We start from the raw sequence: 18,463 nt of genomic DNA, 5'->3' as shown, positions 1-18,463 counted from the left end.
CTGCTCGTCGGGCCCCACCGCGGTTTGCCCAGCGATCGAGAGAGCGCGTACGATACCGCCCGCGTCGTGGGTCTTTTTTCGTCGTCGTCTCCGCCAGCCGGATCGCACCGGCAGGGCGGGGCGGTCGGGGAATCGGATCACCCGGTCCAGCCGTCCGGTTGGCCCTGGTACCAACGCCCGCGGCGCGGTAAGAACGTAGAACCAGCGACCAAACTATCCGTACCGGAGCAACCCACCTGATGTCCACCGACACCACCACCGTCCCGACTGCAGCCGCCACCAAGCCGCAGGTCGCAGTGAACGACGTCGGGACGGAGGAGGACTTCCTCGCCGCCGTCGACCAGACCATCAAGTACTTCAACGATGGGGACATTGTTGAGGGCACCATCGTCAAGGTCGACCGTGACGAGGTGCTGCTTGACATCGGCTACAAGACCGAGGGCGTCATCCCGTCCCGCGAACTGTCGATCAAGCACGACGTCGATCCCGCCGAGGTCGTCACCGTCGGCGACTTCGTCGAGGCCCTCGTCCTCCAGAAGGAGGACAAGGAAGGCCGGCTGATCCTCTCCAAGAAGCGTGCGCAGTACGAGCGCGCCTGGGGCACCATCGAGGAGCTCAAGGAGAAGGACGAGCCCGTGCGCGGCACCGTCATCGAGGTCGTCAAGGGCGGCCTCATCCTCGACATCGGGCTGCGCGGCTTCCTGCCGGCCTCCCTGGTCGAGATGCGCCGCGTCCGCGACCTGCAGCCCTACGTCGGCCGCGAGCTCGAAGCCAAGATCATCGAGCTGGACAAGAACCGCAACAACGTGGTCCTGTCCCGCCGCGCCTGGCTGGAGCAGACCCAGTCCGAGGTCCGCAGCGAGTTCCTCAACCAGCTGCAGAAGGGCCAGGTCCGCAAGGGCGTCGTGTCCTCGATCGTCAACTTCGGTGCGTTCGTCGACCTCGGTGGCGTTGACGGTCTGGTGCACGTCTCGGAGCTGTCCTGGAAGCACATCGACCACCCGTCCGAGGTCGTCGAGGTCGGCCAGGAGGTCACCGTCGAGGTCCTCGACGTGGACATGGACCGCGAGCGCGTCTCGCTGTCGCTGAAGGCCACCCAGGAAGACCCGTGGCGCCAGTTCGCCCGCACCCACGCGATCGGTCAGATCGTGCCGGGCAAGGTCACCAAGCTGGTTCCGTTCGGTGCGTTCGTCCGCGTCGACGAGGGCATCGAGGGCCTGGTCCACATCTCCGAGCTGGCCGAGCGCCACGTGGAGATCCCGGAGCAGGTCGTCCAGGTCGGCGACGAGGTCATGATCAAGGTCATCGACATCGACCTGGAGCGCCGCCGCATCTCGCTGTCGCTGAAGCAGGCCAACGAGGGCTTCAGCACCGACTCGGAGTTCGACCCGACCCAGTACGGGATGGCCGCCGAGTACGACAACGAGGGCAACTACATCTACCCCGAGGGCTTCGACGTGGAGACCCAGGAGTGGACCGAGGGCTACGAGAAGCAGCGCGAGGAGTGGGAGCGCCAGTACGCCGAGGCGCACAGCCGCTACGAGAAGCACCTCGCGCAGATCGCCAAGGCCCGCCAGGCCGACGCGGAGGCCGCTGCGGCCGCCGCGACCGGTGGTGGCGAGGAGTCGACCGGCGGTGGCAACTACTCGTCGGCCTCCAGCGACGACCAGGACAGCGGCTCTCTGGCCAGCGACGCTCAGCTGGCTGCGCTGCGGGAGAAGCTCTCCGGCGGTGCGTGAGCACTGACGCCTGACGGCTGAAGCACAGCGGCCCCGCACCTTCCGAGGTGCGGGGCCGCTGTCGTCGTCGGGCTGGCAGGATGGGCCCATGTTGCGGGTGGGACTGAGCGGCGGAATCGGATCGGGCAAGTCGACGGTGGCCCGGCGGCTGGCGGAGCTAGGCGCGGTGCTCGTCGACGCCGACGTGCTGGCCAGGGAGGTCGTGCGGCCGGGCAGCCCGGGCCTGGCGGAGATCGTCGAGCGGTTCGGCGCGGACGTGCTGGACGCCGATGGTGCGCTGAACCGGCCCGCGCTGGCCGCGAAGGCCTTCGCCGACGACCAGGCCCGCGCGGACCTCAACGCCATCACGCACCCCAAGATCCGCGACCTGACCGCCGAGCGGATGGCCGGGGCGCCCGCGGACGCGGTCGTGGTGCACGACGTGCCGCTGCTGGTGGAAGCCGGTTACGCGCCGAACTACCACCTGGTGGTCATCGTCGACGCGCCCGAGGACGTCCGGGTGCGGCGGCTGGTGGAGCGCGGCCTGACCGAGCAGGACGCCCGGGCCCGCATCGCCGCGCAGGCCACCACCGAGCAGCGCCGCGAGGTCGCCGACGCGTGGCTGGACAACAGCGGCCCCGTCGAGGAGCTCGTGGCGCGGGTCGACGCGTTGTGGCGGGACCGGCTGGTGCCCTTCGAGGAGAACGTCCGGCTGCGCCGCCGCCCGCCGAAGCGCTCCCCGCGGCTGGTCGGCCCGGACCCGGACTGGCCGCGCCAGGCGCAGCGCCTGATCGACCGGATCGAGCGCGTGGCGGGGGACAAGGCGGTGCGCGTCGACCACATCGGTTCGACGTCGGTGCCGGGCCTGCCCGCCAAGGACATCATCGACCTCCAGCTCACCGTCCGGTCCCTGGCGGATGCCGACGAGCTCGCCGAACCCCTCGCCGAAGCGGGTTTCCCGCCGATCCCGGAGATCACCGCCGACACGCCGCACGCCTTCGCCCCGGACCCGGCGCAGTGGGAGAAGCGCATCCACGTCTCGGCGGACCCGGCGCGCTACGCCAACCTCCACGTCCGCCCGGACGGCAGCCCCAGCCAGCAGCTGGCCCTCCAGTTCCCGGCCTGGTTGCGAGCCGACGAGGACGCCCGGGCCGGGTACCTGGCCCTCAAGCGGGAAGTGGCGAACGCCCACGCGAACGACCCGTCCCACGACGCCTACGCGGACGCCAAGGAACCCTGGTTCGCCAAGTCGCTCCCGGAAGCCCGGGCCTGGGCGCAGCGGACCGGGTGGACTCCCGGCGCGTGAACCGCAGCACCGATGCCCCGCCTCGGGCTCGGGGCGGGGCATCGGTGGTGGTGCGGGCGAGAACGAGGTCGGGGGCCGCTCGTCCCCACCCGGCTCAGGAAGCCGCGCGGAGGATTCGCGCGATCTCGGTGTAGCCGTCGGCTTCGGCGTGCTGGAGCGCAGTCACCCCGTTGCGGTCGCGGATGTTCACGTCGGCACCGGCGTCCACGAGGATCTGCACCGACTGCTGGTAGCGCTCGCTGCCGTCACCCAGGACCACCGCTTCCAGCAGGGCGGTCCAGCCGAGGTTGTTCACGTGGTCGACGTCGATGCCGGTGAGCACCGCCGCCCGGATGTACTCGACGTGGCCGTGCTCGCCCGCCGGGATCAGCGCCGTGCCGCCGTAGCGGTTGAGCAGCGTGAAGTCCGGGTTCGCGGGCAGCAGCGCCTCCAGCATGCCGACGCTGCCGGTCACCCCGGTCACCAGGAACGCGGTGTCCTGGCGGTAGTCGGTGGCGTTCGGGTCGGCGCCCGCGGCGACCAGCTCGCGGGCCACCTCGACGTGGTCGGCGAGCGCGGCCAGCACCAGCGGGGTGCGCTGGTCGTCGTCGCGCGACTCCACGTTCGCCCCGGCGGCCAGGGCCGCGCGGACCTGCGCGAGGTCACCGGAATCGGCCGCCTCCAGCAGCTGCCGGTCCGCTTCCGGGTTCGGCTGCTGCGGGGGCGCCGGCTGCTGCGCGGCCTGCGGCTGCTCCGCGGGATGCGGGGGAGCCGGTGGTGCTGCCGGGGGCTGGGTCGGGGTGCAGGCGGCGAGCGCGAGTGCGGCGAACGCCCCGAGCGCCACGCGTCGGGTCAGCGCGGCTGTCCTCATCGAATCCTCCTGTTCGGCGGTCGTGCTGTCACGGCAGTTCGGCTTCGACGGCTTCGAGACCGGCGCGGGCGAACTCCTCGTCCAGGTCACCGCTGGGCGCACCGGCGACGCCGATGCCGGCGATCGGGGAGCCGGCGATCACGGGGACGCCGCCGCCCTGGAACAGCGTGCCCGGGATGTCGCGGAGGGTGGCGCCGTCCAGCTCCGAGGTGGGCTGGCCCCAGGCGACGGCGGTGAAGGCCTTGCGCTTGGCGGATTCACCGCTCTGCGGGCCCGCTCCGTCGCTGGTCAGCCTGATCCTCTCGTTGCCCGAGCGGTCCACGATGGACACGGTCACCCGCTGTCCTTCGGCCTCGACGGCGTCGAGCGCGGCGTGCGCGGCCTTGGACGCGGCATCGGGGCTGAGCACCTGCGGTGGTCCTGCGGGCTGCGGTTCGGTCGGGGTGCAGGCGGCGAGCGCGAGTGCGGCGAACGCCCCGAGCGCCACGCGTCGCGTGAGCGCGGCTGTCCTCATCGGTTTCTCCTGTTCCGGCGGGCCGGTCCCCGGTCGGGCCGGGGACCGGATCGGGGTGCTACCGCAGTTCGGCCTGGATGGCGTTCAGCCCGGCGCGGGCGAACTCCTCGTCCAGGTCGCCGCTGGGCGCACCGGCGACGCCGATGCCGGCGATCGGGGTGCCCGCGGCCACCGGGACGCCGCCGCCGAGGAACAGGGTGCCCGGGATGTCGCGGAGGCTGGGGCCGTTGCCGCCGGCCTGCTTGCCGAGCTCCGAGGTGGCCCGGTTCCAGGCCACGGCGGTGAAGGCCTTGCGCTTGGCGGACTCGCCGCTCTGCGGGCCCGCTCCGTCGCCGGTCAGCCGCACCCGCTCGTTGCCCGCGCGGTCCACGATGGACACGGTGACGCGCTGGCCCTTGGCCTCGGCGGCGTCGAGCGCGGCCTGCGCGGCCTTGGTCGCGGCGTCGATGCTGAGCACCGGCTGCTGGATGACCGCGGCCGGCGGGGTCGGCGCCTGCTGGTGGACCGGCTCGGCCTGCGCGACGGTGAAGCCGGTGGCGCCGCCGAGGATGCCCAGGCCGACCAGGGTGCCGACGACTGCGCGGTTGCGGGTGCTGGATCGCATCGGTGATGACTCCTTCGCTTCGGTTAGGTGCTTCCAGCTTCGGCCGCGCAGCCGTCCCGGGCGTCGTCGGAACGGATCTCCTCGGACGCCGCCCGGTGGAGAGCGGGTCAACCGATCCATTGATGTGGCCGGGCCCGGAGCGGCTTACAGTCTGTCGGCGTAGCCGTCCGCGCCTTATGAGCGGCGCCAGCCGCTTTGAGTACGCACGCAGCTTGCACCGCCGCGGGTACGGTGGCCCGCCACTGGGTGGCTCTCTGGGCGAGGACGGCCCCTCCGCCGTGTATTCGTTCATACATCAGGAGGGGCACCCGCAGTTCAGGGAAGCACTCAGGTTCCGCCACCCGAACCGCTACGCGAAGCGACCACCAACCTGCGCTTACAGTTTCGCCCGGAACTGCTGTGACGAGGGGACCGCGTTGACCGAACGACCTGGCGGCTGGCTGTACCGCGCGATGCACGTGGGCTTCTTCGTGCTGCTCGCGTCCTCGGCGTCGCGCTACGTCGCCGGGCACGGACTGCAGGGCGTGACGCCGCTGCTGCTCGGGCTGTCGGCGGCGCTGGTGCTGATCTACGTGGCGGGCGTGGTGTGGTGGGAGCGCGCCGGTCAGCTGTGGCTCGCCGCCGTCGTCGGCGTCTGGTGCGCGCTGGTGCTGGTGGCGCCGAGCTTCAGCTGGTGCGCGGTGCCGCTGTTCTTCGTGTGCCTGCGGCTGCTGCGGCCGAAGCCGATGCTGGCCGCGGTCGTGCTGCTCACCGGCACGGTGATCTTCGCGCAGCTGCGGCTGGCGCCGCGCTTCGAGGTCATCGACGTGCTGGTCCCGCTGGCGGTGGCGGCGATGGCCACCGCGGTGTTCCTGCAGATCCGGCACGAGGGCGAGCGCCGCCAGCAGCTGATCGACCAGCTGGTCCGCACCCGCGGGGAGCTGGCCGAGGCGCAGCGGGAGGCCGGCATCAGCTGGGAGCGTGAACGGCTGGCGCGGGAGATCCACGACACCATCGCCCAGGGACTGTCGAGCATCCGGATGCTGTTGCAGGCGGCCGAGCGCGAGGGCGACCGCAGCGAGCACGTGCGGCGGGCCGGAGCGGTCGCCGAGGACAGCCTCGCAGAGGCCCGCCGCTTCGTCCGGGGCCTGGCGCCTGCGGCGCTGACGCGGCAGTCGCTGGCCGATGCGCTGCGCGAGCTGGTCGCGCGGACGGCGGCGGAGACCGGCATCGAGGTCCGCTTCGAGACGGTGGGCGAGCCGCTGGCGACCTCCGAGGACGTCGACGCAGCGCTGCTGCGGGTCGCCCAGGGCGTGCTGGCCAACGTGCGCGAGCACAGCGCGGCTCGCAAGGCCGGTGTCACCCTGTCCTACCTGGCCGATGCGGTCGCGCTGGACGTGCGCGACGACGGGACCGGCTTCGACACCGCCGCCCCGCGCTCCGGTGCCGACCGGGGCTACGGGCTGGGCGGGATGCGGGCCCGGGTCGCGCAGCTCGGTGGCGAGCTGGTGGTGGAGAGTGGTCCCGGGGAGGGCACGGCGATCGCGGCGACCTTCCCGGTAGGAGGGAACTCATGACGGTGCGGGTGCTGGTGGTCGACGATCACCCGGTGGTGCGCGCGGGCATCTCGGCGCTGCTGGCCGGTGCGGAGGACATCGAGGTGGTCGGCGAGGCCTCGGCAGCGGCGGAAGCCGTGCAGCGGGCCGGCGCCTTCAAACCGGACGTGGTGCTCATGGACCTCCAGCTCGGCGACGACGTGGGCGGCGTGGCGGCCACCCGGCAGCTGCTGGCGCTGCCCGAACCGCCGCACGTGCTGGTGCTGACCACCTACGACGCGGACACCGACATCAACCGCGCCATCGACGCGGGCGCCACCGGCTACCTGCTCAAGGCCGGGCCGCCGGAGGAGCTGTTCCAGGCGATCCGCGCCGCCGCGCAGGGCCGCACCGCGCTGTCCCCGGAGATCGCCAGCCGCCTGCTGCAGCGCAGCCGCACTCCGGAGGAGGCGCTGAGCGACCGCGAGGTGGAGATCCTGGAGCTGCTGGCGCACGGCCTGGGCAACCGGGACATGGCGCGCGAGCTGTTCATCAGCGAGGCCACGGTGAAGACGCACCTGGTGCACATCTACGCGAAGCTGGGCGTGGACAGCCGGATGGCAGCGGTGCGCGAAGCCGTCCGCCGCAGGCTGATCCGCTTCGACGACGCACCGCGCTGACTTGGACATCCGTTTCGCGAAGTCAACAGCGACGTTGAGTCGAACAAGCGGCGAAGCCGCTTTCGGTGGTAGGCGAAACCGCGACAGGCGACAGGCACCGGATGGAAGGCGTCGCATGCGCCGCAGGCGCATAGCCCACCCTCGGCGCTTGCACCGCCGCGGGTTCTCAGCGTTCGCCTGGCGAGGACAGCCGGTTCGCCGTGTATTGTTCATGCATAAGAACGGGCTCCCGGAGCCAGGCGGGCGCTGAGGTTCTGCTACCCGCACCGCTACGCAAATCAGCCCGTCCTCTCGGCTACCAGATTTCGAAGATGCCCCGGTAGGCCAGCCACTGGTTGAGGTCGCGGTGGCGGGTGATCTCGTCGAGCGTGCGGTGCACCGTGTGCAGGGCGTAGTCGGCCTCGCTGAGGCGCAGTGCGCCGGTGGCGACGGCCGTGGCGAACTCGGCGGCGTGGGTGATCCGCGTGCGGCCGCGGTCCTGGATCTCCAGCCCGAGCAGCAGGTCGGTGGTGGTCCAGGAGCGGGTTTCGCGCTCGATGTGCACCGCGGTGAGGGTGCTCGGTCCCGGGCGCGAGTGCCTGCTGCGCGGGCGGAACCGGGTCAGCTTGAGCCCTAGGTCGGGCAGCAACCAGGTGATCTCGGCGGCGTGGTCCGCCGCCTCCGGGGTCGGGCATTCCACCGCCAGACCCCACCGCTCGACGTGGCATACCTCGAGCTGGTGAACGTATCCCGAGGGATGCCTACGCTGCGAGCTGAACACGTCGATGACTTCAACCAATTGGGGAGAAATCGCAGCCGCCACGGCGTCAGACAGTAGCGGGAAAAATGCGTTTGAAGATCAGCGTCGACTGGTTTTAACGTAACTTTTCAGTGCTCGTCGGATATCGATTTGCGCTGGCCACGGGCATCACCGGGTTGGCGGTAGCCGCCGCTGGCCGGGTACGGGATCCTCGACAGGTTGCCCACGCCACGACAGCTCGATATCGCTGTCGCGCAGCCACGCCGACAGGTCGTAACCGTGCCGCGCGAGCCCGTCGACCGCGGCGTAGGCGCGCTCCATCGCCCGCTGCGCGGTCGCCGCGTCCAGCAGCTCGGCGCGCACGGCGACGACGAACTCGTCGATGTCCAGCAGGTCCGCACCGCGGCGGTCGCGGACCTCGACGTCCAGGTAGTGGTCGACCGTCCGCCACTGCCGGTCGCCGACCTCGACGTCCACCACGTCCAGGTAGAAGTCCAGGTCGCGCTCGTGACCGGGCTGCCAGTCCCAGCGGGTCACCCGCAGCCCCAGCGAGGGCAGCAGCCACGATTCCAGCGCGGCGAAGGTCGGGTGGCCCGGCATCGTGCGGGCGAGGTAGAGGCCGAAGGGCTCGCGGTGGAAGCGCTGCACGGCGCGCGAGTGGCCCTTGGGGTCGGTGTTGGTGCCCGCGACCAGGTCGAACACCTCGACCTTCGGCGGGTGGACGGGCAGTCCGAGCTGCTCGGCGATCTCGCGCTGCGTGGTCACGGTGCCACTGTATGCGGCGGGCGCGACGTCCGAAGGTCGTCGCGCCCGCTATCTCTTCACCACTTGAATACCGTCACCTCCGATCGGTCGGGGTCAGGTCGACGCGCGGGTGGCGAAGGCCGGAGCCATCGTTCCTGCACCCGCGAGAACCAGGACCGCGCCGCCGATCACGTTGCACAGCACGGTGCTCGTGGTCATGACGGACCCGCTCATGATGAACACGGCCACGATCGTCCACACGCCCAGCACCGGAGATGTCCAGGCGATGCCGTGCGTGCGGTGGTAGGCCGCGGCGAACGAGATCCCGAGAACCGTGGCGGCCAGGCCGACGACCAGGTTGTTCAGCGCCAGCGACGGCGTCGTGGCGGCGAATCCGGTGATCCACGGCGACAACGCGACGAACAGGCCACCCAAGACGGTGAAGCCGTCCGCCGCCTGAGCGGTCGGAGTTTCGGATGCCCGCTCATAGCGCATGCGCATCTCGGTGAGATCCGGATGCCCTGCGATGGGTGCGCTGCTCGACATACACCACCTCCAGGACTGGGGTGACGTAACCCATTATTCGCCCTGGCAGCGGTTCGGGCATCCCGTGACGCGACATGATGTCGGGGTGAGCTCGTACGCTGGGTTCCGTGGCATTCGCGACTGAGCACCCCGTACTGGCGCACTCCGAGTTCCGGCCGGTCAGCGACATCCCTCGGACCGACGGCCGGTTCCGGATGGTCAGCGACTACCAGCCCGCTGGCGACCAGCCCAAGGCCATCGAGGACCTGGAGCGCCGGATCAACTCCGGGGAGAAGGACGTCGTGCTGCTCGGTGCCACCGGTACCGGAAAGTCGGCGACCACGGCCTGGCTGATCGAGCGCGTGCAGCGCCCCACGCTGGTGCTGGAGCCGAACAAGACGCTGGCCGCGCAGATGGCCAACGAGCTGCGCGGGTTCTTCCCGGACAACGCCGTGGAGTACTTCGTCAGCTACTACGACTACTACCAGCCCGAGGCCTACGTCCCGCAGACCGACACCTACATCGAGAAGGACTCCTCGATCAACGAGGACGTCGAGCGGCTGCGCCACTCGGCCACCTCGAACCTGCTCAGCCGCCGCGACTGCGTGGTGGTCTCCTCGGTGTCGTGCATCTACGGCCTGGGCACGCCGCAGTCGTACCTGGACCGGTCCATCCCGCTGGAGGTCGGCGGTGAGATCGACCGGGACGTGTTCCTGCGCGCGCTGGTGGACGTGCAGTACAGCCGCAACGACATCGCCTTCGCCCGCGGCACCTTCCGGGTGCGCGGCGACACCGTGGAGATCATCCCCGCCTACGAGGAGCTGGCGGTGCGGGTGGAGTTCTTCGGCGACGAGATCGACCGGCTGCACTACCTGCACCCGATGACCGGTGAGATCGTGCGCGAGGTGCGGGACCTGCGGATCTTCCCGGCGACGCACTACGTGGCGGGCCCGGACCGGATGGAGAAGGCCATCCACGGCATCGAGGCCGAGCTCGAAGAGCAGCTGGGCAGGCTGGAGAAGCAGAACAAGCTGCTGGAGGCCCAGCGGCTGCGGATGCGCACCCAGTACGACATCGAGATGATGCGCCAGGTCGGGTTCTGCTCCGGCATCGAGAACTACTCGCGGCACATCGACGACCGCGCCGCCGGGACGGCACCGGCCACCCTGATCGACTACTTCCCGGACGACTTCCTGCTGATCGTCGACGAGTCGCACGTGACGGTGCCGCAGATCGGCGGCATGTACGAGGGCGACGCCTCGCGCAAGCGGACGCTGGTCGAGCACGGCTTCCGGCTGCCCAGCGCGATGGACAACCGGCCGCTGACCTTCGAGGAGTTCTCCGACCGGATCGGCCAGACGGTGTACCTGTCGGCGACGCCGGGCCCCTACGAGATGGCGCAGGCGGGCGGCGAGTTCGTCGAGCAGGTGATCCGCCCGACCGGGCTGATCGACCCCGAGGTGATCGTCAAGCCGACCGAGGGCCAGATCGACGACCTGGTGCACGAGATCCGGGAGCGCGCCGAGCGCGACGAGCGGGTGCTGGTCACCACGCTGACCAAGAAGATGGCCGAGGACCTCACCGACTACCTGCTGGAACTGGGCATCCGGGTGCGCTACCTGCACTCCGAGGTGGACACGCTGCGGCGGGTCGAGCTGCTGCGGCAGCTGCGCCTGGGCGAGTACGACGTGCTGGTCGGCATCAACCTGCTGCGCGAGGGCCTGGACCTGCCGGAGGTCTCCCTGGTGTCCATCCTGGACGCCGACAAGGAGGGCTTCCTGCGCTCCGGCACCAGCCTGGTGCAGACGATCGGCCGCGCGGCGCGCAACGTCTCCGGCCAGGTGCACATGTACGCCGACCGGATCACCGACTCGATGCAGCACGCCATCGACGAGACCAACCGCCGCCGCGCCAAGCAGATCGCCTACAACGAAGAGCGCGGCATCGACCCGCAGCCGCTGCGCAAGAAGATCGCCGACATCCTGGACCGGGTCTACACCGAGTCGGAGGACACCGAGGAGTCGGTGGCGGTGGGCGGTTCGGGCCGCAACGCCTCCCGCGGCAAGAAGCCGACCGGCGAGGCGGTGGCCAGCGCGGGCCTGCTGGACGACCGCGACATCAAGTCGATGCCGCGCGCGGAGCTGGCGGACCTGGTCCAGCAGCTCAACGACCAGATGATGAACGCGGCCCGCGAGCTCCAGTTCGAACTGGCGGCCCGCCTGCGCGACGAGATCCAGGACCTGAAGAAGGAACTCCGGGGCATGGACGCGGCAGGCATCGAGTGAGTGGGCGAGGTTTTCGCTTCCAGGGTGTGGGCGTGTGGTTCGGCGGTGGTTCATGACCGGAGGGTCGCGGTGATCGCGTTCGGCCGGGTGCTGTGGACGGACGAAGAACCGGCCCGGCTCGTTGGTCGTCGATTTTTCTCGACATTCCTGGAACTTTTCGGTTGACCTCTACCTTGGTCGATGTTTGATGCTTCTCGTGCGGCACCGGCCGCGACCGGACCGTTCCGAACGAGGAGAGCTGACCATGACCGAGGCAGTGACCCGGTGGATCGAGCAGCACGCCCACCGCCTCAGCACGTCAGGCCCCGATGCCCCGCTGGCCGATCTCCGGCCGCTGGCCGGCGTCGTGGGCGACGCCCGGGTCGTGGCCGTCGGCGCGTCGATCCGCCAGTCCCGCGAGCTGTCCGTCCTCTCGCACCGGATCGTCCGGTTCCTGGTGGAGGAGAAGGGATTCCGTTCGCTCGCGCTGGAAGGGGACGACGCTTCGAGGCTCGGGCTCGACGAGCACATCAGGACCGGGGCGGGCGATCCGCGGGCGATGCTGGCCGAGGCGCGGTCCTTCTGGCAGACCGGGGAGATCCTCGACGTCATCAGGTGGATGCGCTCGTGCAACCGGCGCAACCCCGGTGATCCGGTTCGCTTCATCGGCGCGATCGAGGAGTGGACGCCGTCGCTCGACGGTCTGGCCGGTATCGAGCAGGGCCTGGCCGAGGGCGCGATCCGCTGGCACGAGCGCACCGGCGACAAGATCGTCTACTGGGGCGGGCTCGCGCACACCGCCGTCGGCGATCCGCGGACCGTCTCGCCCTCGTCCCCGCCGCAGACGCACCGCAACGCCGGTGGCTACCTCCGCGAGCACTTCGGCGCCGACTACGTGTCCATCGGTCTGACCTTCCAGCACGGCACGGCGCCCTACCGGATCCCGGCCCCGCCCGCGGAGTTCGCCGACGCCTCCCTGGGCACCACCGGGTTGGATGCCTACCTCCTGGACCTGCGCGCCGACGGCCCGGCCCCGGTGCGGGCCTGGCTCGACGCGCGGGCGAAGACGCGCCTGATCGGCCCCGAGTACGACCCCGCCGACGACGCGGCCTACCACCTCTCCGGCGGATCGCTCGCGGGCTGGTTCGACGCCGTGGTCCACGCGCAGGAGATCACTCCGGCCAGCCCGCTGCTCGCGAGCGCGTGACCGGCCCCGCATTCAGCATTCGTCCTTCCCGCAACCGAGGAGTCAGTTCCATGTCTGAGACCACCGTTCCCGAGACCTACCGCAAGGCCGTCGTCGCCCACGTGATGATGGACGGTGCCGCCGATGCGATCTCCTTCTACCGCAACGCGTTCGGCGCCGAAGAGCTCTTCCGCATCGCCGACGGGGCCGGGAAGATCGTGCACGCGGAGATCAGCATCCAGGGCTCGACCATCATGCTGGGCGACGCCGAAGGCCCCGTCTTCGCGTCGCCGACCAGCATCGGCGGCACCACCGTGGGGCTGCACGTCTTCGTCGACGACGTCGACGCGCTCGCCGAGCGGGCCGTCGCGGCCGGAGCGGAACTGCTGCAGCCGCCCGCCGACCAGTTCCACGGCGACCGCACCGCCATCCTGCGCGATCCCCACGGGCACGTCTGGGTCCTGCTCACGCACATCGAGGACGTGTCGCCGGAAGAGGTCGTCCGCCGGGCGCAGGAGCTCTTCGGCTGAGCGCTGACGCAGCGGAACGGGGCGCCTCCGGGGAAGTCCGGAGGCGCCCGCTCGCTCCTGGTCAGGCGAAGGCGCTGTGGCCGGTGATGGACTTGCCGACGATCAGGGTGTTCATCTCGCGGGAGCCTTCGAAGGAGTACACCGCTTCGGCGTCGGAGAAGAACTTCGCGACCTCGTAGTCCAGGACGATCCCGTTGCCGCCGAACAGCTCTCGCGCCCAGGCCACCACCTCGCGCATCTTCGTCGTGGTGAACGCCTTGGCCAGCGCCGCCTGCTCGGCGCCGCCGCGACCCTGCGCGACCAGCTCGTTGAGCCGGACCACGATGCCGAACATCGCGGTGATGTTGCCCAGCATCTTCACCAGCAGGTCCTGGATCATCTGGAAGGCGGCGATCGGCTTGCCGAACTGGACCCGGTTCACCGCGTACTCGCGCGCCAGCTCGTAGGCGCGCACCGCCACGCCCAGCGCCTGCCAGGCCACGCCACCGCGGGTCTTGGCCAGCACCTTGGCGGTGTCGCGGAAGCTGTTGATGTTCTGCAGCCGGTCGGCCTCCGGCACCCGGACGTCGGTGAGCACGATGTCGGCGTTCTGCACGGTGCGCAGCGCGATCTTGCCCTCGATCTTGCTCGCGGTGAAGCCCGGCGTGCCCTTCTCCACCACGAAGCCCTTGACCTGGCCGTCGGCCTCGTCGCGCGCCCACACCACGACCAGGTCGGCGAACGTGCCGTTGCCGATCCAGCGCTTCGCGCCGTTGAGCACCCACTCATCGCCGTCGCGCCGCGCGGTGGTGCGCATGCCGCCAGCCACGTCGGAGCCGCCCTCGGGTTCGGTGAGGGCGAACGCGCCGATCTTGGACATGTCCGCCATGTCCGGGATCCAGCGGTCCCGCTGCTCCTGGTCGCCGCCGTTGTAGATGCTGCCCATCGCGAGTCCGGTGTGGACACCGGAGAACACCGCCAGGGACGGGTCGATCCGGTTCAGCTCCAGGCTCAGGAAGCCGGTGAACAGCGGGCTGCGCGATGTGCCGTCGCCGTACTCGGGGTACTGGTAGCCGGCCAGGTTCAGCCGGGCGAACTTCGCGACGACCTCGAACGGGAACTCGGCCTTCTCCCACGCGTCGTTCGCGAGCGGCTTGATCTCCCGCTCCAGGTACTCGCGGATCTCGGCGAGCTCGGCGCGCTCGGCCTCGCTGAGCAGGTCGGCGAAGCCGAAGAAGTCGGGATCGGTGTTGACGGGCTTGGGCATCTCTCAGTCCTCAGTGGTTGTTCGGCAGTCCTCAGCGCTGGTGTCCCTCCGCGATTTCAATTGAAATTGGACGTCCGATTTCAATTGAAATTGCGGGACTGGGTGGCGGAGGGCTGCGGTTCCGTTCGGGTTCAGCTCTGCTCGATGTCGTGCAGGGCCGCGTTGATGGCGTTCTGCTTGCGGTCGCGCAGCTCGGAGCGCTCCTCGTAGGCGGCGGGTCCCGAGCCGTAGGTGGATTCGGTCTGGTCGGAGATCGCCGCGATGCCGTCCTCGGTCAGCTGCGGGTGGCCGAGGTCCTTCCAGCGCTCGGCCATGCCGACGCCGAGGTGGGCCATCATGTGCCGGATGCCGCCGGGGCCGCCGCCGAGGTGGAAGCTCTCGAACGGGCCGACGGTCGCGTACCGGCCGCCCAGCGATGCCTTCATCACGGTGTCCAGCTCCTCGACGCTCACGACTCCGCGCAGCACCAAGGAGATCGACTCCTGCATGATCGCGCTCTGCAGGCGGTTGGCGACGAAGCCCGGGATCTCCTTGCGCAGCCGGACCGGGGTCTTGCCCAGCGCGCGGTAGAACTCCACCGCTGCCTCGACCACCAGCTCCGCGGTGCGCTCGCCCGGCACGATCTCCACCAGCGGCACGACCTGCGGCGGGTTGAACGGGTGCGCGATGAGCAGCCGCGCTGCTACGGCCGCGGGCAGCTCGGCGGCGATCGCGGTGGCGATGATGCCGGAGCTGGAGGAGGTCAGCACCGCGTTCTCCGGTGCGTGGCGGGCGATCTCGGCGAACAGCTGCTGCTTGAACTCCAGACGCTCCGGGCCGTTCTCCTGCACCAGGTCCACGCCGGTCACCGCCTCGGTGAGATCACCGGTCAGCTGGATGCGGCCGAGCAGGTCGTCCACGTCGGCGCCCGGGATGCCGGCGGCCAGCGTCGGCATCGCCGCGCGCACCGCGTCGGCGAGGTCCTCGCGCGGGTCGGTGATGCGGACTTCGAGACCGTTCGCGGCGAACAGCGCCGCCCAGGACAGCCCGATGGTCCCGGCGCCGACCACCGCGACCTTCGTCCACTGAGGACTCATGCGCTCTCCTCAATCAGTGTCGATCATTAGGCTTGTTTCTTGGTCTTCGTCTTGAAACGCCGGAGGCGCTCAGCCCTCCCTCGGCGCTTGCACCGCTGCGGGTTCACGGAGCCCAAACCCTTGGGTTTCCCCGGCGAGGACGGCCCGGCCGCCGTATTGCCCGGAGTCCAGGCGGGCGCTGAGGTTCCGCTACCGGCACCGCTACGCAAAACGAGTTCGCCAGCGAAGCTCTCAGGCCAGGTAGTCGTGCACGGGTTCGATGCCGCCCAGGGTCAGGTCGGTCAGGACGTGGCTGGCCGAGACGATCTCGCGCACCGGCAGGTCCGCCAGCGGGGCGAGCACGTGCTCGAACAGCTGCAGCCGCGCGGGACCGGTGTAGGCGGCCTTGACGGTGATGTCGGTGATCCGGCTGCGCACCAGTTCGCACACCCGCGGCCTCTGCGCGCCGGGCACGATCTTGAGCATGTAGGCAGGCACGGTGATCTGCGCTTCGGCCTCGGCCAGATCCATCGGGTGGTGCTTGTAGCCCATCGTCGCGGTGGCCACCCGCTCCCCGCCGTAGTCCAGAGTGCCCACCAGCGCGGCGTGGTCGACGCGCAGCGCGGGGGAACCCATCACCTTCGGGTAGGCGCTGGCCTCGCGCCCGGCCGCGGTGGCCGGGAAGTTGTCGAGGTACATCGCGTGCAGGTACTCGCCGCGCTCGTCGCCGATCCGCACCGGGATCGCCTGCCCTGCCTCGACGTACGGGCCGAACGAGGTGACATCGCCCATCTTCATGATTTCGAAGCGCACCAGCGGTTCGTCGAACTCCAGCGGCTCGGGCACCACCGCCCGCAGCGCGTCGGAATCGGTGCGGTAGACGATGTTCAGGTACTCGCGGTCGGTGAACCGCACCGCGGCCGGGGCGTAGGCGGGGCTGGTCAGCGGCGTGGCCACGCTTTGCAGGATCTGTTCGCGGTTCATCGTCCCGTCCACTTCGGAGCGCGCTTCTCGGCGAAGGCCCGCACGCCCTCGGCGAAGTCATCGGATTCGCGCAGCGCTCGCGCCTCCGCGCGTTGCGCGGAGAACGCCTCGGCGTCGGGCGCGCCGTCGGAGAGCCGGACCACCTTCTTGACCGCCGCCAGCGCCAGCGGCGCGTTCGCGGCGACCTCGGCGGCCAGCTGGAGGGCGGCGGCCACGGCCTCGCCGTCGTCCACGACCCGGTTGACGAGGCCCAGTTCGCGCGCCCGCTGCGCGTCGACGGTGCGACCGGTCAGCAGCAGTTCCATCGCCAGGTGGTGCGGGATCCGCTTGGGCAGCCGGATCACCCCGCCGCCCCCGGCGATCAAGCCGCGCTTGACCTCGGGCAGCGCGAACCGCGCTCCGGTGGCGGCCACGATCAGGTCGCACGCCAGCGCCAGTTCGAACCCGCCGCCCATCGCGTAGCCCTCGACGGCGGCGATCAGCGGCTTGCGGGTCTCGGCCTCCACGAGCCCGGCGAAACCCCGGCCCGGCACCACCGGCGATTCGCCGCGAGCCGCGGCCTTGAGATCCATGCCCGCGCAGAAGGTGCCTGACGAGCCGGTGAGCACGCCCACGCTCAGCTCCGGGTTGGCCTCGAGCTCGTCGACGGCGGCGGCGATGCCGGTGGCCACCGCGGTGTCCACGGCATTGCGGGCCTGCGGGCGGTTGATGGTGATGACCAGCGCGGATCCGGCCGTCTCGGTCTGCACTGCGGTGTCCGGCGCGTTCACTCGCTCCTCCTGAGCTCGGTGCGGACTTCCTCGGTGTGCTGGCCGGGCAGCGGCGCGTGCCGCCGGATCGCGGCCGGGGTGGCGGAGAAGCTCACCGGCACGCCCACCACGCGGTAGCTGCCTTCGCTGGGGTGCTCGGCGACGTCGAGCAGGTGCCCCTCGCGCACGTAGGGGTCGTCGGCGGCCTCGTCGAGCTTGAGCACCGGGCCGACCGGGATGCTGTGCTTGCTGCACACCTCGATCCACTCGGCGGTGGTCAGGGCGGGCGTGACGGACTCGATCAGCTCGGCCAGCGCCTCGCCGTCGCGCCTGCCGTCCACGAACTCGCCCGCCAGCCGCGGGTCCTCGGCCAGGTCCGGGCGGCCGGCCGCGCAGAACAGGTCGCGGAAGTTCTGCGGGCTGTAGGGGATGATCATGGCCAGGCCGTCCTTGGTGGGCCGGGCCCGGTGGCCCTTGTTCATCGACAGCGCGAAGCCGGTCGGTCCCATCGGCGGCTCGAACAGGCGGCCCTGCAGGTGCTCGACCAGGTTGAACGCCAGCAGCGTGTCGGCCATCGGCACCTCGACGAGCTGGCCCTGCCCGGTGGCCCGCTGGTGCACCAGGGCGGCCAGCGCCGAGTAGGCGATGGTCAGTGCGGCGACCTTGTCGGCGAAGATGCTCGGCAGCACCACCGGCTGCCCGATGTCACCGGAGCGCTGGGCCAGGTCCAGCAGCCCGGAGGCGGCCTGCACGGTCTCGTCGTAGGCGGCGAGGCCGGCGCGGTCGGAGTCGGGGCGGAAGCCCTGCGCGTGCGCGTAGACCAGCCGCGGGTTCGCGGCGGCCAGGCTCTCGTAGTCCATGCCGAGGCGGCGCAGCGCGCCGATTCGCATGTTGGTGATCAGGACGTCCGCGGTGCCGATCAGCTCCAGGGCTTCGGCGCGCTCCGCGTCGTCCTTGAGGTCCAGCCGGACGCTGCGCTTGTTCCGGTTCACGTTGAGGTTCAGCGGCGTCATGCCGGGGGTCCGGTGCAGCGTGCCGTGGCGCACGGTGTCCTTCGGCGACTCGATCTTGATCACGTCGGCGCCGAGGTCGCCGAGGATCTGGGCGGCGTAGGGGCCCATCACGACGGTGGCCATGTCGATCACGCGCACGCCCGCCAGCGGGCCGGATGAGGAATCAGCAGAGGTCATTACCACTCCCGGGAACAGTTCCCGATGGATTAATTCGCTTCGCTAATTACGTTAGTCCGGCGGTC

18 protein-coding genes are annotated in these 18,463 nt (G+C 70.5%); 7 read left to right on the top strand and 11 right to left on the bottom strand.

Features of this window, described 5'->3' with window-relative positions:
* Window positions 1–239: 239 nt before the first annotated feature.
* Together rpsA and coaE are read left to right on the top strand one after the other, a co-directional pair.
* Window positions 240–1,739, top strand: a complete 1,500-nt coding sequence (rpsA, locus tag ATL45_RS01965; RefSeq protein ID WP_093156145.1) for a 30S ribosomal protein S1 — start codon at window positions 240–242, stop codon at window positions 1,737–1,739.
* An 88-nt stretch (window positions 1,740–1,827) separates the two neighbouring features.
* Entirely contained in the window at window positions 1,828–3,024 is a 1,197-nt protein-coding gene (gene coaE, locus ATL45_RS01960; protein WP_093156143.1) for a dephospho-CoA kinase, read from the top strand.
* Between the two features lie 94 nt (window positions 3,025–3,118).
* Here the strand turns inward: coaE and ATL45_RS01955 are convergent, their stop codons facing one another.
* From ATL45_RS01955 to ATL45_RS01945, 3 genes are read right to left on the bottom strand one after another with little or no spacing between them, the layout of a single operon-like run.
* Window positions 3,119–3,874 carry an ankyrin repeat domain-containing protein gene (locus tag ATL45_RS01955; protein WP_093156142.1) on the bottom strand — a complete coding sequence of 252 codons (756 nt, stop codon included), beginning with the start codon at window positions 3,872–3,874 and terminating at the stop codon, window positions 3,119–3,121.
* Between the two features lie 28 nt (window positions 3,875–3,902).
* A complete protein-coding gene (locus ATL45_RS01950; protein ID WP_093156140.1) occupies window positions 3,903–4,388 on the bottom strand; it encodes a GlcG/HbpS family heme-binding protein in 486 nt (161 codons plus the stop codon).
* Between the two features lie 58 nt (window positions 4,389–4,446).
* A complete protein-coding gene (locus ATL45_RS01945; RefSeq protein ID WP_093156139.1) occupies window positions 4,447–4,992 on the bottom strand; it encodes a GlcG/HbpS family heme-binding protein in 546 nt (181 codons plus the stop codon).
* A gap of 416 nt (window positions 4,993–5,408) precedes the next feature.
* On the opposite strand from ATL45_RS01945, the gene ATL45_RS01940 reads away from it, so the two are divergent.
* Together ATL45_RS01940 and ATL45_RS01935 are read left to right on the top strand one after the other, a co-directional pair.
* Entirely contained in the window at window positions 5,409–6,548 is a 1,140-nt protein-coding gene (locus ATL45_RS01940) for a sensor histidine kinase (protein ID WP_246025119.1), read from the top strand.
* A complete protein-coding gene (locus ATL45_RS01935) occupies window positions 6,545–7,186 on the top strand; it encodes a response regulator (RefSeq protein ID WP_093156137.1) in 642 nt (213 codons plus the stop codon). The genes ATL45_RS01940 and ATL45_RS01935 overlap by 4 nt, the downstream gene beginning before the upstream one ends.
* A gap of 295 nt (window positions 7,187–7,481) precedes the next feature.
* On the opposite strand, the gene ATL45_RS01930 is transcribed toward ATL45_RS01935, so the two are convergent.
* The 3 genes from ATL45_RS01930 to ATL45_RS01920 all read right to left on the bottom strand — a co-directional run bounded on the left by ATL45_RS01930 (window position 7,482) and on the right by ATL45_RS01920 (window position 9,215).
* Window positions 7,482–7,865, bottom strand: coding sequence for a DUF402 domain-containing protein (locus ATL45_RS01930; RefSeq protein WP_246025118.1), 384 nt, complete (start codon window positions 7,863–7,865; stop codon window positions 7,482–7,484).
* A gap of 228 nt (window positions 7,866–8,093) precedes the next feature.
* Window positions 8,094–8,690 (bottom strand): ribonuclease FAU-1 family protein, encoded by a 597-nt coding sequence (locus tag ATL45_RS01925; RefSeq protein WP_093156134.1) that lies wholly within the window; start codon window positions 8,688–8,690, stop codon window positions 8,094–8,096.
* 93 nt (window positions 8,691–8,783) lie between these two features.
* Window positions 8,784–9,215, bottom strand: a complete 432-nt coding sequence (locus tag ATL45_RS01920) for an SPW repeat protein (RefSeq protein WP_093156133.1) — start codon at window positions 9,213–9,215, stop codon at window positions 8,784–8,786.
* A 107-nt stretch (window positions 9,216–9,322) separates the two neighbouring features.
* Here ATL45_RS01920 and uvrB point away from each other — a divergent pair, with 107 nt between their 5' ends.
* The 3 genes from uvrB (at window position 9,323) to ATL45_RS01905 (ending at window position 13,174) form a co-directional block, all read left to right on the top strand.
* The gene (gene uvrB, locus ATL45_RS01915; RefSeq protein WP_093156131.1) at window positions 9,323–11,479 is read left to right on the top strand and encodes an excinuclease ABC subunit UvrB; all 2,157 of its coding nucleotides are present in this window, start codon (window positions 9,323–9,325) and stop codon (window positions 11,477–11,479) included.
* Between the two features lie 244 nt (window positions 11,480–11,723).
* Window positions 11,724–12,665 (top strand): erythromycin esterase family protein, encoded by a 942-nt coding sequence (locus ATL45_RS01910; RefSeq protein WP_093156129.1) that lies wholly within the window; start codon window positions 11,724–11,726, stop codon window positions 12,663–12,665.
* A 50-nt stretch (window positions 12,666–12,715) separates the two neighbouring features.
* A complete protein-coding gene (locus tag ATL45_RS01905; RefSeq protein WP_093156128.1) occupies window positions 12,716–13,174 on the top strand; it encodes a VOC family protein in 459 nt (152 codons plus the stop codon).
* 61 nt (window positions 13,175–13,235) lie between these two features.
* Here the strand turns inward: ATL45_RS01905 and ATL45_RS01900 are convergent, their stop codons facing one another.
* The 5 genes from ATL45_RS01900 to ATL45_RS01880 form a co-directional block, all read right to left on the bottom strand.
* Window positions 13,236–14,420 carry an acyl-CoA dehydrogenase family protein gene (locus ATL45_RS01900; protein ID WP_093156126.1) on the bottom strand — a complete coding sequence of 395 codons (1,185 nt, stop codon included), beginning with the start codon at window positions 14,418–14,420 and terminating at the stop codon, window positions 13,236–13,238.
* Window positions 14,421–14,551: 131 nt separating this feature from the next.
* The gene (locus ATL45_RS01895; protein ID WP_177242029.1) at window positions 14,552–15,496 is read right to left on the bottom strand and encodes a 3-hydroxyacyl-CoA dehydrogenase NAD-binding domain-containing protein; all 945 of its coding nucleotides are present in this window, start codon (window positions 15,494–15,496) and stop codon (window positions 14,552–14,554) included.
* Window positions 15,497–15,727: 231 nt separating this feature from the next.
* Window positions 15,728–16,459: an acetoacetate decarboxylase gene (locus tag ATL45_RS01890; protein ID WP_170210134.1), complete on the bottom strand. Its 732-nt coding sequence runs from the start codon at window positions 16,457–16,459 to the stop codon at window positions 15,728–15,730.
* Window positions 16,456–17,229, bottom strand: coding sequence for a crotonase/enoyl-CoA hydratase family protein (locus tag ATL45_RS01885; RefSeq protein WP_093156123.1), 774 nt, complete (start codon window positions 17,227–17,229; stop codon window positions 16,456–16,458). The genes ATL45_RS01890 and ATL45_RS01885 overlap by 4 nt, the downstream gene beginning before the upstream one ends.
* Window positions 17,226–18,398, bottom strand: coding sequence for a CaiB/BaiF CoA transferase family protein (locus ATL45_RS01880; RefSeq protein ID WP_093156121.1), 1,173 nt, complete (start codon window positions 18,396–18,398; stop codon window positions 17,226–17,228). The genes ATL45_RS01885 and ATL45_RS01880 overlap by 4 nt, the downstream gene beginning before the upstream one ends.
* Window positions 18,399–18,463: the final 65 nt, after the last annotated feature.

It is taken from the genome of Saccharopolyspora antimicrobica (assembly GCF_003635025.1).
Taxonomy (GTDB): domain Bacteria; phylum Actinomycetota; class Actinomycetes; order Mycobacteriales; family Pseudonocardiaceae; genus Saccharopolyspora; species Saccharopolyspora antimicrobica.
The sequence above is the reverse complement of the archived record's forward strand: the minus strand, read 5'-3'. Positions and strand labels throughout refer to the sequence as shown.

Bases quoted from the DNA above. Each gene is read 5' to 3' on its own strand.
- ATL45_RS01880 (WP_093156121.1), bottom strand. From the start codon at position 18,398: ATGACCTCTGCTGATTCCTCATCCGGCCCGCTGGCGGGCGTGCGCGTG.
- rpsA (WP_093156145.1), top strand. From the start codon at position 240: ATGTCCACCGACACCACCACCGTCCCGACTGCAGCCGCCACCAAGCCG.
- ATL45_RS01955 (WP_093156142.1), bottom strand. From the start codon at position 3,874: ATGAGGACAGCCGCGCTGACCCGACGCGTGGCGCTCGGGGCGTTCGCC.
- ATL45_RS01910 (WP_093156129.1), top strand. From the start codon at position 11,724: ATGACCGAGGCAGTGACCCGGTGGATCGAGCAGCACGCCCACCGCCTC.
- ATL45_RS01890 (WP_170210134.1), bottom strand. From the start codon at position 16,459: ATGAACCGCGAACAGATCCTGCAAAGCGTGGCCACGCCGCTGACCAGC.
- coaE (WP_093156143.1), top strand. From the start codon at position 1,828: ATGTTGCGGGTGGGACTGAGCGGCGGAATCGGATCGGGCAAGTCGACG.
- ATL45_RS01920 (WP_093156133.1), bottom strand. From the start codon at position 9,215: ATGTCGAGCAGCGCACCCATCGCAGGGCATCCGGATCTCACCGAGATG.
- ATL45_RS01900 (WP_093156126.1), bottom strand. From the start codon at position 14,420: ATGCCCAAGCCCGTCAACACCGATCCCGACTTCTTCGGCTTCGCCGAC.
- ATL45_RS01895 (WP_177242029.1), bottom strand. From the start codon at position 15,496: ATGAGTCCTCAGTGGACGAAGGTCGCGGTGGTCGGCGCCGGGACCATC.
- ATL45_RS01945 (WP_093156139.1), bottom strand. From the start codon at position 4,992: ATGCGATCCAGCACCCGCAACCGCGCAGTCGTCGGCACCCTGGTCGGC.
- ATL45_RS01950 (WP_093156140.1), bottom strand. From the start codon at position 4,388: ATGAGGACAGCCGCGCTCACGCGACGCGTGGCGCTCGGGGCGTTCGCC.
- ATL45_RS01935 (WP_093156137.1), top strand. From the start codon at position 6,545: ATGACGGTGCGGGTGCTGGTGGTCGACGATCACCCGGTGGTGCGCGCG.
- ATL45_RS01905 (WP_093156128.1), top strand. From the start codon at position 12,716: ATGTCTGAGACCACCGTTCCCGAGACCTACCGCAAGGCCGTCGTCGCC.